Source organism: Paracoccus sp. MBLB3053 (assembly GCF_031822435.1).
GTDB lineage: Bacteria > Pseudomonadota > Alphaproteobacteria > Rhodobacterales > Rhodobacteraceae > Paracoccus > Paracoccus aurantius.
In genome coordinates this window covers 1,374,585-1,390,148 of the sequence record NZ_JAVQLW010000001.1, presented here as the reverse complement: position 1 = coordinate 1,390,148, position 15,564 = coordinate 1,374,585, and the positions used below count along the sequence as shown (strand labels likewise).

General features: G+C 63.2%; 16 protein-coding genes and 1 tRNA gene. 7 read left to right on the top strand and 10 right to left on the bottom strand.

Annotated features, from left to right (window positions below; translation table 11 throughout):
• Positions 1-24: 24 nt before the first annotated feature.
• The 6 genes from RGQ15_RS06995 to pdxH all read right to left on the bottom strand — a co-directional run bounded on the left by RGQ15_RS06995 (position 25) and on the right by pdxH (position 4,688).
• The gene (locus tag RGQ15_RS06995) at positions 25-1,509 is read right to left on the bottom strand and encodes a hypothetical protein (RefSeq protein WP_311159497.1); all 1,485 of its coding nucleotides are present in this window, start codon (positions 1,507-1,509) and stop codon (positions 25-27) included.
• A complete protein-coding gene (locus RGQ15_RS06990; RefSeq protein WP_311159496.1) occupies positions 1,478-2,485 on the bottom strand; it encodes a nucleoid-associated protein in 1,008 nt (335 codons plus the stop codon). Before RGQ15_RS06990 ends, RGQ15_RS06995 begins: the two co-directional genes overlap by 32 nt.
• A 162-nt stretch (positions 2,486-2,647) precedes the next feature.
• A tRNA-Pro gene (locus RGQ15_RS06985) sits at positions 2,648-2,724 on the bottom strand.
• 62 nt (positions 2,725-2,786) lie between these two features.
• A complete protein-coding gene (locus RGQ15_RS06980) occupies positions 2,787-3,287 on the bottom strand; it encodes a DUF192 domain-containing protein (protein WP_311159495.1) in 501 nt (166 codons plus the stop codon).
• Positions 3,284-3,877 (bottom strand): cold-shock protein, encoded by a 594-nt coding sequence (locus RGQ15_RS06975; RefSeq protein WP_311159494.1) that lies wholly within the window; start codon positions 3,875-3,877, stop codon positions 3,284-3,286. Before RGQ15_RS06975 ends, RGQ15_RS06980 begins: the two co-directional genes overlap by 4 nt.
• Before the next feature lie 148 nt (positions 3,878-4,025).
• Positions 4,026-4,688 carry a pyridoxamine 5'-phosphate oxidase gene (gene pdxH, locus RGQ15_RS06970; protein WP_311159493.1) on the bottom strand — a complete coding sequence of 221 codons (663 nt, stop codon included), beginning with the start codon at positions 4,686-4,688 and terminating at the stop codon, positions 4,026-4,028.
• 82 nt (positions 4,689-4,770) lie between these two features.
• On the opposite strand from pdxH, the gene fabI reads away from it, so the two are divergent.
• From fabI to RGQ15_RS06950, 4 genes are all read left to right on the top strand, one after another.
• Positions 4,771-5,598, top strand: a complete 828-nt coding sequence (fabI, locus tag RGQ15_RS06965; protein ID WP_311159492.1) for an enoyl-ACP reductase FabI — start codon at positions 4,771-4,773, stop codon at positions 5,596-5,598.
• A gap of 5 nt (positions 5,599-5,603) precedes the next feature.
• On the top strand, positions 5,604-6,206 hold the full coding sequence (locus tag RGQ15_RS06960; RefSeq protein WP_311159491.1) for a LysE family translocator: 603 nt from the start codon (positions 5,604-5,606) through the stop codon (positions 6,204-6,206).
• Positions 6,207-6,219: 13 nt separating this feature from the next.
• Positions 6,220-6,720 (top strand): xanthine phosphoribosyltransferase, encoded by a 501-nt coding sequence (gene gpt, locus RGQ15_RS06955; protein ID WP_311159490.1) that lies wholly within the window; start codon positions 6,220-6,222, stop codon positions 6,718-6,720.
• A 497-nt stretch (positions 6,721-7,217) separates the two neighbouring features.
• Entirely contained in the window at positions 7,218-7,631 is a 414-nt protein-coding gene (locus tag RGQ15_RS06950) for a DUF6006 family protein (protein WP_311159489.1), read from the top strand.
• A gap of 123 nt (positions 7,632-7,754) precedes the next feature.
• Here the strand turns inward: RGQ15_RS06950 and trpE are convergent, their stop codons facing one another.
• The 4 genes from trpE to RGQ15_RS06930 form a co-directional block, all read right to left on the bottom strand.
• On the bottom strand, positions 7,755-9,257 hold the full coding sequence (gene trpE / locus RGQ15_RS06945) for an anthranilate synthase component I (protein WP_311159488.1): 1,503 nt from the start codon (positions 9,255-9,257) through the stop codon (positions 7,755-7,757).
• Positions 9,257-11,191, bottom strand: coding sequence for a peptidyl-prolyl cis-trans isomerase (locus RGQ15_RS06940; RefSeq protein ID WP_311159487.1), 1,935 nt, complete (start codon positions 11,189-11,191; stop codon positions 9,257-9,259). Before RGQ15_RS06940 ends, trpE begins: the two co-directional genes overlap by 1 nt.
• Positions 11,192-11,309: 118 nt before the next feature.
• Positions 11,310-12,485 carry an aminotransferase gene (locus tag RGQ15_RS06935; protein WP_311159486.1) on the bottom strand — a complete coding sequence of 392 codons (1,176 nt, stop codon included), beginning with the start codon at positions 12,483-12,485 and terminating at the stop codon, positions 11,310-11,312.
• Positions 12,486-12,493: 8 nt separating this feature from the next.
• Complete coding sequence (locus RGQ15_RS06930; protein ID WP_311159485.1) at positions 12,494-13,177, bottom strand: hypothetical protein; 684 nt, start codon at positions 13,175-13,177, stop codon at positions 12,494-12,496.
• A 118-nt stretch (positions 13,178-13,295) separates the two neighbouring features.
• Between RGQ15_RS06930 and RGQ15_RS06925 the strand changes: the two genes are divergently transcribed.
• The 3 genes from RGQ15_RS06925 to RGQ15_RS06915 are packed head-to-tail and all read left to right on the top strand — an operon-like array spanning position 13,296 to position 15,564.
• Positions 13,296-13,886: an anthranilate synthase component II gene (locus tag RGQ15_RS06925; RefSeq protein ID WP_311159484.1), complete on the top strand. Its 591-nt coding sequence runs from the start codon at positions 13,296-13,298 to the stop codon at positions 13,884-13,886.
• Positions 13,883-14,911, top strand: a complete 1,029-nt coding sequence (gene trpD / locus RGQ15_RS06920) for an anthranilate phosphoribosyltransferase (RefSeq protein WP_311159483.1) — start codon at positions 13,883-13,885, stop codon at positions 14,909-14,911. The genes RGQ15_RS06925 and trpD overlap by 4 nt, the downstream gene beginning before the upstream one ends.
• A complete protein-coding gene (locus tag RGQ15_RS06915) occupies positions 14,908-15,564 on the top strand; it encodes a uracil-DNA glycosylase (protein WP_311159482.1) in 657 nt (218 codons plus the stop codon). Before trpD ends, RGQ15_RS06915 begins: the two co-directional genes overlap by 4 nt.

Sequence of the window (15,564 nt, the reverse complement as noted above, 5' to 3'; positions counted from 1 at the left end):
ACAATTGCCATATTACTTGGTGGCTTATGGACCCTGTTGACTGTTTCCTTGATCGGCATCCGAACTAGGCCTTTTCGAATCGACCTCTTCGTGCTGAACCGCACCGGGAGGCGCCACAATCGCATCCGGCATCGTTTCAACCTTGGACTCTACCTGCTGCAAGCTTTGCTCGAGCTCCTTCGGCTCTTCGGTCTGATTTCCATGGAACACCGACGCGAAGGATAGCGCACCCAGAATGAGAGCGATGAAAATAGATACATATCCAGTAATGTTGTAAGGCCGCTCTGCATCACGCGCCGGAATAGTCACCATTGCATCGTAGTCGTCTTGGGCAACAAAGTTATAGAATCGACGCCTCCATTGTTCGCGGAGACGTCTCTGCAGCCTTAAGTGCATCCAGCCGTTTATAGCTATGGTCACAAGATATGCCGCTACAACCCCAGCTATAACGCTGATAACCCATGGGTCCGCAGATCCTGTAGAGCGCGCCGTAATCAAAGTAATCGCCGTGGCAATCGAAACCGCAATCGCAGTCGACAGCGTTCTTGTCGATTCCGCAGCCTTGGTCGTATCGTCTGCGATAGCTTTGCGCAAATCGCCCTGCGTCTTAATTGCTTCTCGGCTTAGCTCAGAAAGGCTAAGTTGGTAAGCGAGACGCGCATTCTGTAAAATCTCGCTCCCGGCGCCATTCAAAAAATGCGCCAAAGTCTCTCCACGAGTAGCTAAACGAGCGATCTCGGCTGCTAAAAGACCATGCCTCTGTTCAGTCGCCGCCGGATCCTCGTAGACCCACGCGACAGCGTTATTCAAACTCGCGATTCCTACAGGAGTTAGATCTCCATATAAACCCGGCGCTGATCGCAGAGTCATTCTCGGCGGACCAAGGAAAATTAGATCCTCCGAAGCCCCGCATTCGCTGCATATCGCCCGTGCAAGTCTTGGAGCAGCCTCTTCGGCAAAAACCTCGAAAGCCGGGTCAGATCGCCGGTCGTCGGTGACTCCACCACGAATGAGCCACTTGCGGATGTCAGACGGGGTTCGACGCGGCTCAATCGTTTCCCTCACAATCTCTTGCGGGCTCTTCACCGGGGACGCAGGTACAAATACGTCCTCCGCGCCAAGCGGGGATATCTGGAACAAACCAGTTGCAAATGACACCTGGCAACAGACAACCTGCCAATTTCCTTGAGCGCCAGGCTCAGAAAGCCCCTGGCGCAAGCCAGCCTTGGTAACGACCAATCGCTCATCAGGATGGTCAGGCTTTCTACAGGTTAGAATATATTGACCGAGCGCAGGATCGAATCCCAACTCATCGAGAACTGGTTCGCCGGCCTCATCTTCTGCAGTGATGGGCCAGCCGAGCTTGTTGACGGAAACCCAGATATTGTGGGCCTCCGCCGCCTCTAGCTTCGCTATCGTGAGGGCAGTCTGGGTCTCGACGACCGAAGCGTTTCCATTCTCTGTTAGTCGATCGAGATCATCGGCCAAGCTTTTCAGAGCTGACGTCATCTTTGTAGCCCTTCGTCGTGATCGTGAAGCGCGTGCCCCCTGTCTCCAGTGGCTCGACCACTACCGATTGCCCCTCTAAGGCGGTATTATACTCAATCTTGACGCCTTCGTCAGTGATGACTTGCCTCTTGACAGACTGAGGAAGTACACCTGCTGCAGGCGAGAATGCCACACCGTTTAACTTATAGCGTTTCAGAAGACGAGAGGAGGCCGCGTCAAGCTTGGCCTTAGTGGCTTCGTCCTCCGGCTGCCCCATTCCCACCCATACTGCCTGCTTGACAACATCTTCCGAAATCTCGGGGGCAGCTCTTAGAACGTGGTTTGCTCGAGCGATAGCGCTCGCCACTTTGCCTGCAGGAAGTAGGTCCTGGTGGTCTCGTATGGCTGAGCGCACAACTTCCTTTGCCGCCCTCGTAAGCTCTTCGTCATCACGTTCGCGTTCCACCTGAAGAAACGCGGTGAAGAAGTCTGTCAAGATCGGCTGGGGCTTCCCCATCCTATCGTGGGTAGAAATTTGAGAGTCCACATTTCCGTCTACCACCCGCACGATCGCGGACTTCTGAATTGAGGCCTTGCTGCCGGCGAACGCTTCAACAATTCGCCGCAGACCATTGCCCTCGGCTTGATGAATCAACTCAAGCGCCTGACTGTAGTCATACTTGATTAATGCGAAATAACGCGTCCTGTCGTCGAAATCGATGGCCAGTTCAAAAACGAAGAAGGCACCATCCTTCGCATTTGAGGTCGCGTGAAAACGACAGAAATCTTCGGCCAACAGCTGCGCACCGCGCTCGAACGTCAGGTCTCCCTTCGCCAGACGGCGAACGGTTTCCTTCGTTTGGGATGCTTCCTTGAACTTGTAGACAGGCTCGGAAGCGATGCCCTTCAATAAAACAAGCAGGAAATCGTCGTGCACCACAGCGAGTTCTGGCTGCGGTTCGAAGTCACCTTCACCACCAATGATGTGCAGGCTCATCCGCGCCAACCGAAGTCCGCGCTCTTCAACTTCTGAAAAAAAAAGCCATGCAAATCACCTTCCTCTGAACGTAGCGACAGCATTCAGGCGGTTCGAGGCAAGGTCAAGCAATCTCTTGCAAACCAAGATGCAAACCATTCGTTCTTGATTGCATCTAAGTACTGGTCGGGGCGAGAGGATTCGAACCTCCGGCCTACGGTACCCAAAACCGTCGCGCTACCAGGCTGCGCTACGCCCCGAACCAACGGCTGTCTAGCCCTTGAGGCGATCGGGGAAAAGGGGGAAAATGGATCGAAGCGGCTCAGTCACACCGCGCAAGCGCAATTTTCTGCGGCAGGCGCGGGTGGGCAAGGACCATCCCCGGGCGAATGCCCAGCTGTGCGGCGGCGCCCCCGGCGACCTCAAGCACCATCAGCCGGTCCGGCGAGGGATCACCCTTGGCGGCGCCGGGGATCGACGTCTCATCAAGCGGCCTTGCCATCGGATGAACATGGCGGACCTCGCCTCGCGCGTCGATGAAGATCATGTCGAGCGGGATCAGCGTGTTGCGCATCCAGAAGCTCACTGGCTGCGGTGTCTCGTAGATGAAAAGCATGCCCGAGCCAGATGCAAGCTCCTTGCGGAACATCAGCCCACGGGACCGTTCCTCGGGATCGTCGGCGATCTCGACCGGCACGATGACCGGCTCGGCCGCGCCGAGAAACGTTGCCCTGTCGGCGCGACAGGCAATTTCCTCGGCGGTGGCTGTGACAAAGCTCAGATTTGTGAAAGCAAGAACAACAGCTGCGGCCAGCTTGTTCATACCGCGCCCGCAACCAGCCGCAATTTAGCGAGCGCGGCCGCTCCCCCCGGTTGTGTGCTGCGCGCCTCGAGCGCGGCCCTTTCCCACGACGTGATCTGTGCCGCCATCAACCCGCGGCGCCCATCGACGATACGGAGCGCGATTGCCTCGCCGACGGCGAGATCTGAAAAGCCGGAATGCCGCAGAACCTCAATGTGAAGAAACACGTCGGCCTTCTGTTCGAAGACATTCGCAAAGCCGAATCCCTTGGCCTTGTCGAACCACTTGACCCGCGCCGGCAGAAGAGGCAGCAACGCGACCTCCTCGGGCGTGGCCGAGCACAGATCCGCAATGGCTGGCATCGGTTCGCTGGCAGGGGCGTCGATCGCGAGAATTTCGATCGCCTGGACCCCGCGCGGCGTCTTCTGGACAATGGCTCTGACGCGCGCCCCCTCGGCAACTGAACTCTGCCCAAAGTTGCGCAAGACGTTGGCGTGCAGCAGAATGTCCGACCCGCCATCAGGATCCGTCAGAAACCCGAATCCCTTGCTGCCGTCGAACCATTTGACGACGCCAACGATTTCCCGCTGCTGATCGTCGTTATCGGTCATATCACTCTTTTATCCCATTCAACAGAAACCGGATAATGGACTTTCCCGGTCACGGGCCAAACCTTGCGCCAAGGGCAAGGTTCAGCTGGTCGCACCGGATCAGAAATTAGTCAGGTTTTCCATACCATGGATAAAACGGTCTTCCGCATCAAGGGCTAAGACGCTGGACGATCCAGAAAGTTTCCCCTGTCTCTTCCGCAACTTCCGTCAGAATCCTGCTTTCATTGGCATAATCACGCGATATCCAGCAAAACCGGTCATGCAGCCGGAAGGCACCATCTGCCCAAAATTCAATCTGCAAGGGGGTGATGCGATAGCCGCCCCACTGCGGCGGACGGGGAGGGTTCAACCCCAAGCTGATTCCCTGTCGCGCAACCTCGGCCATCAGCGCCCCCCGGCTCGCCAGCGGACGGCTTTGTCGAGACGCCCAGGCCCCGATGCGCGACTGCAAGGGGCGCGACGCGAAATAGGCGTCCGACGCGGCCGAATCGACGCGCGACACGCGCCCCCGAACCCTGATCTGGCGACGCAGGGATTTCCAGTGCATCACGAAGGAAGCGACCCCTGTCGCCTCGATCTCGGCCCCCTTGGCGCTTTCGTAATTGGTATAGAAAACGAAAGAGCCGTTCTGCCCCTCGCCCTCGATGTCCTTCAGCAAAACCATGCGCACATCGGGCAGCCCCGCGGCATCCACGGTGGCGAGCGCGATCGCATTCGGATCGTTCGGCTCGGTCTGGCGTGCCTCATCAAGCCACCTGCGCGCGATGGCGAAAGGATCATCCCCTGCGAAGATTCCGGTCCGTTCGGTCATGGCCATACGATCACCGCCACTTGATGCCTCCTTGCAGTTGTCCTAATCCTGCCCAAACCGTAGAAGCGCGAGGGGCAGCATCATGTCAAGTGAAGCCGGTATGGGGCTGATGAAAGGCCGTCGCGGCCTCATCATGGGCCTCGCGAATGACAAATCCATTGCCTGGGGCATCGCCAAGGCTTTGGCCGATCAGGGGGCCGAACTGGCTTTCTCGTATCAGGGAGAGGCGCTGAAGAAGCGCGTCGAGCCACTGGCTGCGCAGCTGGGCTCGGACCTGATCGCGGAATGCGATGTCTCGGACGAGGCCTCGATCGACGGGCTCTTCTCGACCATCGCCGAGCGCTGGGACAGCATCGATTTCATCGTCCATGCCATCGGCTTCTCGGATAAGGAGCAGCTGCGCGGGCGCTATGCCGACACGACGCGCGATAATTTCCTGATGACTATGGACATCTCGGTCTATTCCTTCACCGCCGTGGCGCGGCGCGCCGCCGCGATGATGCCGAATGGCGGCTCGATGGTCACGCTGACCTATTACGGCGCCGAACGCGTGATGCCGCATTACAATGTCATGGGCGTCGCCAAGGCCGCGCTGGAAGCGTCGGTGCGCTACCTCGCCGAGGATCTGGGCAAGGACGGCATCCGCGTCAACGGCATCTCGGCCGGTCCGATCAAGACGCTGGCGGCATCCGGCATCGGTGATTTCCGCTACATCCTGAAATGGAACGAGCTGAACTCGCCCCTGCGCCGCAACGTGACGCAGGCCGAGGTCGGCAAATCGGCCCTGTACCTGCTGTCGGATCTGGGTTCTGGCGTCACGGGCGAGACCCATCATGTCGATGCGGGCTATCATGTCGTCGGCATGAAGGCGGTCGACGCGCCCGATATCGCGGCCGTCAAGAAGGACTGAACGCCTTGAGCGTCGAGCAGGTCATCGCGCTTGTCTCGGCGCTGTCGCTGGCGATCCTGACGCCCGGGCCGGCGATCATCGCGACGGTGCAGACCGCCTTCGCGCATGGCCGCAACCGGGCGCTTCCCTATGGGCTGGGACTGGCCACCGGGGCTTCGCTCTGGTGCATCTTCGCATTGCTGGGCCTGGCTGTTCTCTTCAAGCTTCATCCCCAGCTTTTCGCGGGGATGAAGATATTTGGCGGCTTCTACCTGCTGTGGTTCGCCTGGGGGCTCTGGCGCGCCTCGACGCAACCCTTGCCGGATGCCGCCTCGGGGGCTTCGAAGGGATTCTGGGGCGGGATTGCCCTGAACCTGTCGAACCCCAAGCCCGCGCTTTTCTATGCGGCGCTGATCCTTTCCGTCTTTCCCGAGCCGATGGCGCCGCAGCGTCAGGCCTTGATCTATGCGATCTGTCTTGCCACCGAGCTTTTCTGGTACGCTCTGGTTGCTGTTCTGATGTCGACAGCAGGCATGCGCAGGCGCTATTTTGGCGCGAAATTCTGGATCGATCGGGCGGCAGCATTCGCAATGGCAGCGCTTGGCCTGATGCTGATCGTCAAGCATTGAAAGGACAAGAAAAATGAACGATCGCCTGCCCCATGAACGCGGCTTTCACATCAGCTGGGACCAGATGCACCGCGACGCGCGCGCGCTGGCCTGGCGTCTGGACGGCCGCGAATGGCGCGCCATCCTGGCGATCACCCGCGGCGGCCTTGTCCCCGCCATGATCGTCGCGCGCGAACTGGACGTGCGCACCATCGACACGATCTCGGTCAAATCCTACAAGGCCGTCGGCGCCGAGGCCAAGCAGGGCGAGATCCAGGTCCTGAAAGCCCCCGATCACGAGTTGATGGGCGATGGCGACGGCATTCTGGTGATCGACGATCTGGTCGATTCCGGCCGCACGCTGGAACATGTCCGCACGCTTTATCCAAAGGCGCATTTCGCGACCGTCTACGCCAAGCCCAAGGGCCGGCCGATGGTCCAGACCTATGTCACCGAGGTGAGCCAGGACACCTGGATCTTCTTCCCCTGGGACATGGCGCTGCAATATGTCCAGCCCTATCGCGGCGAGGACTGAGCGCCCCCCGCCCCTATGCGCAACGCCAGCGCGCGTTGCATGAGGCGGCCTGCCACGAATTTTCCCGAAAACCCCAGCAAATGCTGGGGTTTTTGCTGTGACATCCGTACACAGCGCGTACACCGGGCGTACACAGGCCGTGCACCGGAAGTGAAGCTCCGTGTCAACCGTTCATCACCCCTGCGGCGCCAGACCGTTTCACGGCCCGTGGAAGGTCGCGGGTGAACCGCGATGGCGATCCTTGCGACGAATGCTCGACAAAATCACCAATCACGCTTATCATGCGGGCGTGTTTCAGATCTCGAATTTCATGACTGATGCTGGAAGCCACGTCATCGAGATACCTTTGATTTCCGATGCATGGCCCCCTTTCGCACATCAGTGGATTAGCCTTCCCGGATGAGTCGTTCGGGTAACCACCCCCTCAAACGATCATCCTGGACCTTAGAGCATAATAAGTTTCATCGGGCGCAATCTGCGCCTGCCAGGAGATTGATATGCACAGAGCCATTTCCCTGACATGCATCGCATGCATATTGTCACTCCCTTTCTCGACCCCGTCCTTTGCCAATATGGCGTCCGGATGGTGGGGAGGAGACTGGGATTGCATCATAGACGGACGCCCCGCCCGAATGCGGTGGAGCGTCGTCGATAATGGCAGCCAATCCTGTGAGGAAACGGACGAGGGAACTATCTGTTCGTCCTCGGTATCCGCAGGTTGGAAGGGCAGGTTTTCGGATAACGGGTCAAAATGGGTGTCGTTGACCAACGCCAAGAGTGGCGACAAGGGTGGCCTGTTTTTCACCCATGCCGACGGCAATCGCTGGTACCTCGCCAAACCCGTGGGAAGAACAGCCAAGGGCTGGACCACCTGGAACGGGCAACGCTACCCATTGAGCTGCACGCGCTGATCTGAACCCGTTGTTCAGTCCTGCCTGGCAGCCCTGAAGCCGGAATGTCGCGGCAATAAATGCCTGTCCGAATGAGTTGCTGGAAAAGTCGGACTTTTCCACCAGGTTTCTTTCGGATCGTGGTCAGTTATTGCCGCGCACGAACCTTGCCGCTTCCTCGGCGGCGCGGCGCAGGGCGTTGGACTTGTTCTCGGTTTCCTCGAACTCGGCCTCGGGGTCGCTGTCATAGACGACGCCGCCGCCCGCCTGGATGTAAAGCGTCTGGTCCTTGATGACGCCGGTGCGCAGCGCGATGCACATGTCCATTTCGCCATTCGCCGCGAAATAGCCGACGCCACCGGCATAGACGCCGCGCTTTTCGGGCTCGAGCTCGTCGATGATCTCCATCGCGCGGACTTTTGGCGCGCCCGAGACGGTTCCCGCGGGCATGCCCGCGAGCAGCGCCGACAGCGCGTCTTCGCCATCGCGGAGTTCGCCCACCACGTTCGAGACGATGTGCATGACATGGCTGTAGCGTTCGACGATGAATTGCTCGGTCGGCTTCACCGTGCCCATTTTCGCGACCCGGCCCACATCGTTGCGGCCGAGGTCCAGAAGCATCAGGTGCTCGGCCAGTTCCTTCTGGTCGGAAAGCAGGTCGGCTTCCAGCGCGTTGTCTTCTTCGGGCGTCGCGCCGCGCTTGCGGGTTCCGGCGATCGGGCGGACGGTCACCTCGCCGCCGCGCAGGCGCACGAGGATCTCGGGCGAGGCCCCGACGATCTGGAAGCCGCCGAAATTCAGGTAGAACATGAAGGGCGACGGGTTCGTGCGGCGCAGGCTGCGATAAAGCGCGAAGGGCGGCAGGGGGAAATCCATCGCCCAGCGCTGCGAGGGCACGACCTGGAAGATGTCGCCCGCGCGGATATAGTCCTTGGCCTTCTCGACGGCAGCCAGGTAGGCGGGCTTCGAGAAGTTCGAGCGCAATTCGCCGACCTTCAGGTCATGGCCCAGCGCGCGGGGCTCGCTGGGCTGTCGGTCGAGCGAGCGCAGCGCCTCCATCAGGCGTTCGGCGGTCTGCGCATAGGCGGCGCGGGCGGGAATTCCGTCCTGATGCCAGGCGGGGGCGCAAAGCAGCACCTCGCCCTTGACGCCGTCGAGCACGGCCACGACCGAGGGACGCATCATCATCGCGTCCGGCAGGCCCAGCGGGTCGGGGTTCACATCCGGCAGGCGCTCGACCAGGCGGATCATGTCATAGCCGAGATAGCCGAAAAGCCCGGCCGCGCCCGCAGGCACGCCTTCCGGCATGTCGATGCGGCTTTCCCCGATCAACGCGCGCAGGCTTTCCAGCGCGGGGCGCGTGTCATCCTCGAACTCGTCCGAATAGCGCGCATTGCGGTTGATCCGCGCCTTGCCGTCGCGGCAGTCCCAGATCAGGTCCGGCTTCATCCCGACAAAGGAATACCGCCCGCGCAGCTCGCCGCCGGTCACGCTTTCCAGCATGAAGCTGTTCGGCGCCGCCTCGGCCAGTTTCAGCATCAGGCTGACGGGCGTATCGAGATCGGCGGCCAGGCGGATGGTGAGAAGCTGGTTCTGCCCCTGGGCCCAGCCGCGCTCGAATTCGGAGTAATCGGGAGAGATGTCCATCACTGCATCTGTGCGTTCACCGCGTCGATCGCGGTCTGGTTGATGCTTACCCCGGCCTGGTTCTGGAGCGCGCGGGTGAAATATTCGAAGACGTCCTGGCGCAGGGAATCGGCGATGCGACCGGTGATGCCGCTGCGCATCTGCTCGACCTCGTCGCCTTCGAGGCTGGCGGCATGGATTTCATCGAGCGTGACGAGGAAGACCCGGTTTTCGGCCTCGATCACCTCGGATGTGCCCGGCTCGCGGATCTCGAAGGCGCGCGCCACGATGTCCTGCGGCACGCCGTTGATGAAGCCGCCGCGGGCAAGTCCGGTTTCGGCCTGACCCATTTCCGGCGCCGCGGGGGTTTCGGTCGGGGTCACGGCGGGCGCCACCGCCCCGACGGCCTGGGCGACCGGCGCGGTGGCGGCGGGAACCGGCTGACCGGCCTGGTCGCCCGCGACCTCGGCTTCGAGCTTGCGTTCATCGGCGAGCGCGAGCAGGCGGCGCTTGGTTTCGTTCTGCCGCCAGTCTTCCAGCACGCGCTCGCGCACCTCGTCGAAGGGCATCAGCGCGGGGGGCACGATCTCGTCGAGGCGCAGCGCGAAGATGCCGCCATCCTCGAAGGAGAAAAGCTCGGGGAAATCCTTGTCGGTGACGGTCTCGGCATGTTCGCGGAATTCGGGATAGGCGATGATGCTGCCCGGATCGGCGGGTTCCGAACCGGTCCAGTCGACCTGGCCGATCTGCATCCGGGTTTCCTTGACGAGATCCTCGAGCGTGGCGCCGCCCGCCATCAGGTCGTTGATGCTGTCGGATTGCTCGTCGATCTGGCGACGCGCGCGGTCGACGGCGGCTTCGATGCGCAGGTCGTCGCGGGCCTCTTCGAAGGGGATGTCCACGGGCTCGAGGATGGCGTTCATCGAAAAGAGCGCGGGGCCGAGATCGCTGTCGACGGGCCCGGCGACGCCGGGCTGGTCAAGCGCAAAGACCGCATCGCCCGCCGCTCCGAGTTCGTCGCGCGAAACCTCGCCCAGGTCCAGATCGGCAAGCGTCAGGCCGCGCTCGGCGGCGAGCTGCTCGAATGTGACCTCACCGGCCTCGATCCGGGCCTTGGCTTCCTGGGCGGCATCCTTTGTCGGGAAGACGAGCCGTTCGACCATGCGGCGTTCGGGCTGCTGGTATTCGTCCTTGCGCTGGTCATAGAGATCGCGCAGCGCCTGTTCATCCACCTCGACGCTTTTCTCAAGCATTTCGGGCGTCAGCCAGACATAGGTGATCTTGCGCGTCTCGGGCGCGGTGAAGCGGTCGGCATTGGCCTGGTGCCAGGCCGTCAGCGTCGCGTCGTCAGGGGTGGCGACCGGCTCGGCCAGATCATCGGCGGTCAGTTCCAGCCAGTGGATGTCGCGTGTTTCCAGAAGCCAGCCCAACGAACGGTCGGTCACGGCGGCGGGCGCGGCCACGCCGGCCAGCGCCGCGCGCTGCAGGATCATGCGGGCCTGGTCCATGCGCAGTTCCTGTTCGAACTGGGCTTCGCGCAGGCCCTCGCGCTGAAGGACATCCGCGTAGCGGGCGCGGTCGAAATTGCCGTCGAGCCCCTTGAAGGCATCCGCATCGCGGATCTGTTCGAGCACGGCATTGTCGCCGACCGAGATCCCGAGCTTGTGGGCCTCATCCTCGAGCGCGGCGCCGATCACGAGACGCGAGAGCGCGGCCTGGTCGATGCCGATGGAACGCGCCTCGGCCGGGGTCAGCTCGCGCCCGGTGCGGGCGGCGAAATCCTGCATCTCGCCCCTGAGCGAGCGCGCATATTCCTGCGACGTGATGTCGACATCGCCGACCGATCCGATATCAGCCGTTCCGGTCGAGAAATTGGTCACGCCGAAGCCGCCAAGCCCCAGGACCAGCATCCCCATCAGCAACCAGACGATGGTCGATTTGCCCTTGCCGCGCATGTGATTATTCCCGCCCGTGTTTTCGTCCTGTCGGCAGTCTTTAGGCCGCACGGCCCCCGGCGGCAAGTGCCGCGACCCTGACAGGGGCGGCACATGCCATCACAAGACTGCCGGATTGTCAGCCGCCGAAGCCTTTCAGCCGCGCCATGAGCATGCCGATTCCGTCGGTATCGGCATTGGCGAAGGCGATGCGGACATGGCGCGCCCCTTCCGCGTCGCCTTCCGGCATGAACATCGTGCCGGGCAGCAGCAGCACGCCCGCCTCGCGCACCAGACGGCGGGCGAGTTCGGGCGAAGCCATGTCGAAAGGATGCTCGACCCAGGCGAAATAGGCGCCGCAGCCCTTGACCTTCCAGCCATCCAGGTCAGCCATCCCGGCTTCCATGGCGGCACGGCGGGCAAGGATCTCGGCGCGCTCGCCGGCGAGCCAGTCCTTGAGGTTCTCCATGCCCCAATGCGCACCGATCTGTCCGATCTGGCTGGCGCAGATCGCGACGGTGTCGAGAAACTTCTCGATCTCGATCATGCGCGCTTCGCTTGCGATCGCCGCGCCGACCCGGTGGCCGGTCAGGCGATAGGCTTTCGAGAAGCTGTAGAGATGGATCAGCGTGTCGCCCCAGTCGGGATCGGCGAAAAGGTGATGCGGCGCTGCGCTGCGGCTGTCGAAGTCGCGATAGGTTTCATCGACGATCAGCGCGAGGTTGCGCGACCGCGCCAGATCGAAGAAGGCGCGCAGGGTTTCGGCCGGGTATTCGGCGCCCGACGGATTGTTCGGGCTGACCAGCACGATGGCGCGGGTGCGATCGGTGATCAGCCTGGCGGCCTCGGCGGCATCGGGGATCATGCCCTGCCCGCAATGCAGGCCGACCGTGCGGATGCCCTGCATGTCGAGCCACATCTTGTGATTGAAATACCAGGGCAGCGGCAGGATGATCTCGTCCCCTGCCCCGGCAAGGGTCTGGATCGCCGCGCAGAAGGCCTGGTTGCAGCCCTGCGTGATCGCGACCTCTTCGGGGCGGACATGGCCGCCATAGGCGTGCGACCAGTCGCGTGCCACCGCCTCGCGCAGTTCCTGCCGCCCGAGCACGGGTCCGTAGAAATGCGCGTCGGGCTGGTTCAGCGCGGCATCGGCCATGGCGCGGCGCATCGGCTCGGGCGGCGGATCGACGGGTGCAGCCTGGCTGACATTGATGAGCGGACGATCGGGCGTGAAGTTCACGCCTTCGAGCCAGCGCCGGGCTTCCATCACGGGCGGGCGGAAGGTCGCGGCAAGTGCAGGATTCAAGGGTAGCATGCAGTCACTCAGTTCGGCTCGGTCAGGCGCAGGGCGCCGAAATCGGGCGGGGTGGAAAGGTTGAAGCCCGAATCCGGCTCCGATCGCGAGGCGGGTTCGTCGCCCGTGGCCGTGGAACCCGCGTTGCGATCGGGTTGCGGTGCCATCGGTTCCGGCTGCCGGTCAAGACCGGGCGCATCCATCCGCGCCGGTGCGGCAGGCTGGGCGGGCGAAAGGATCGCATGCGGCGCGATATCGGCATCCTCTTCGACCGGCGGCGCGATCGAGGGCGGGTTCAGGCTGCTGTCGGGGGCAACCGGAACCAGTGTCGGATCGGTCGAGATCGGGGCCACCTCACCGGCCGGGGCGATGACGGCGGGCGGATCGCCCATGCGCGGCGCGGGTTCGGCCATCGGCCTTGGGGCGACCGGGGCCAGATCGGTTCCCCGCGCGAATTCAGAGCCTTCCGGCACGGCCAGCGTCTCGGCAACCGGGCTGCCGCTGGTTTGCGGGGACGCGGTGTCGGGCTGGAGGGCAGGCTCGGGCTCGGGCGCGGGCTGGGGCGCGGTGACGGGGTCGGGGTCGGGGTCGGGTGCGGGTGCGAGAACGGCGGAAGGCGGGATCGGCTGGGGAAGGATCAGCGAGGCCGCACCAAGGCCCGCCACGCAAAGCAGCGCCCCATGCAACAGCCCAACGGCAAATCCTTGCGCCATGCGAGATGCACCCTCCGCCCCTGTTTTTATTGCCCGTGGGGTTGACCCCCTTGCGGGCTTTGCACCATCTATAGCCGCAGATTTTCCGGGGTTCACCCCCCAATGCAAGGCAAGCGCCATGATCCTGCTCATCGACAATTACGACAGCTTCACTTGGAACCTCGTCCATTACATGGGCGAAGCGGGTGCGGATGTCCGGGTCTGGCGAAACGATGCGCTGACCGTCGACGAGGCCCTGGGGATGGGCGCGCAGGGCATCCTGATTTCCCCCGGCCCCTGCGATCCGGCGCAGGCGGGGATCATCGTGCCGCTGATCAAGGCGGCGGCCGAACGCGGCCTGCCGCTGTTCGGCGTCTGCCTGGGTCATCAGGCGATCGGCGAGGCCTTTGGCGGCAAGGTCGTGCGCGCATCCCGCATCGTCCATGGCAAGACCGACGCGATCAGCCATGACGGCACAGGGGTCTTTACCGGCCTGCCCTCGCCCCTGACGGCGACGCGCTACCATTCGCTGACGGTCGAGCCCGAAAGCCTGCCCGACTGCCTGCGCGTCACCGCGACCGCGCCTGACGGCACGATCATGGGGCTGATGCACCGGACCCTGCCGATCGAGGGCGTGCAGTTCCACCCCGAAAGCATCGCCTCGGAATACGGCCATGACATGATCCGCAACTTCCTGCGGCGCTGCTCGAACATGGAAAGCGCGGCATGAATGCGACCTCTGACATCCGCCCGCTGATCGGCATCGCGGCTTCGCGACCGCTGACTGGAAACGAGGCCGAGGCGGCCTTTTCCGCGCTTTTCGAAGGCGCGGCCACCCCCGCCCAGATCGGCGGGTTGCTGATGGCCATGCGCGTGCGCGGCGAGACGGTCGAGGAGATCGCCGCCGCCACCCGCGCCATGCGTGCCCGGATGAACCGCATCAAGGCGCCCGACGATGCCATCGACATCGTCGGCACCGGCGGCGACGGCAAGGGCACGCTGAACATCTCGACCGCCACGGCCTTTGTCGTTGCGGGCGCGGGCGTGCCGGTCGCCAAGCATGGCAACCGCAACCTGTCGTCGAAATCCGGCGCGGCGGATGTGATGACCCATCTGGGCCTGAACGTGATGGTGACGCCGGAGATGGCGGAAGCCGCGCTGGGCGAAACGGGCATCTGCTTCATGATGGCGCCCATGCACCATCCCGCGATGCGCCATGTCGGCCCGGCCCGTGCCGAGCTGGGCACGCGCACGATCTTCAACCTGCTGGGGCCGATGACCAATCCGGCCTCGGTCCGGCGCCAGCTGACCGGCACCTTCGACAAGGTCTGGAACCGGCCCATGGCGGAAACGCTGCGCGAATTGGGCAGTGACATGGCCTGGCTGGTGCATGGCTCGGACGGCACGGATGAAATCTCGATCGCCGGTCCGACCTGGGTCGCCCAGCTGAAGGATGGCGAGGTGACCGAATTCGAGATTTCGCCCGGTGATGCCGGACTGCCCGAGCACCCTTTCGAGGCCGTGCTGGGCGGCGATCCGGCGCAGAATGCCACGGCGCTGCGCGGCTTGCTTGAAGGCGATGCCGGGGCCTATCGCGATGCGGTCGTGCTGAACTCGGCCGCCGCCCTGCTGATCGCGGGCAAGGCCGCGGATCTGCGCCAGGGCGCCGAGATGGCCCGCGATGCGATCGACAGCGGCAAGGCCAAGGCCAAGCTCGCGGCCCTGGCCGCCCGCGTCGGCGCGCCCGAGGCATGAGCCTGCCCGACACCTGGGCCGACCTGCCCTTTTTCCGCGAGGAATGGCCGGTGATCTCGACCCGGCTCGACGGCGAGGACTGGCTGCCCGGCCCCGAGCGGGTCTTTGCCGCGCTTGAGCTGACGCCGCCCGCAGTCGCGCGGGTGGTGATCCTTGGGCAGGACCCCTACCCGACACCCGGCCATGCGAACGGGCTCGCCTTTTCGGTCACGCCGGAAACCGCGCTGCCGCGTTCGCTGAAGAACATCTATGCCGAGATGCGCGACGATCTTGGCTTTGCCCCGGAAAACGGCGATCTGAGCCATTGGGCGCGGCAGGGGGTGCTGCTGCTCAATACCTCGCTTTCCGTCCTGCCCGGCCAGGCCGGGGTGCATGCGAAATGGGGCTGGGAAAAGCTCGCCCGTCAGGCCGTCGCCCGGGCGCAGGCTGAACGCCCGCTGGCCTTCATCCTTTGGGGCGCCCATGCCCAGAAGGCGCTGACCGGCCTGCCACGCCCGCAGGATCTGGTGATCGAGACCGCCCATCCCTCGCCCCTTTCGGCCCGTCGCGGCTTTTTCGGCTCGCGCCCCTTCAGCCGCGTCAATGACTGGCTGGCGGCGCAAGGCGAAGCGCCGATCGACTGGGCCCTTTCAGAAACAGCCGACGCAGAGTAG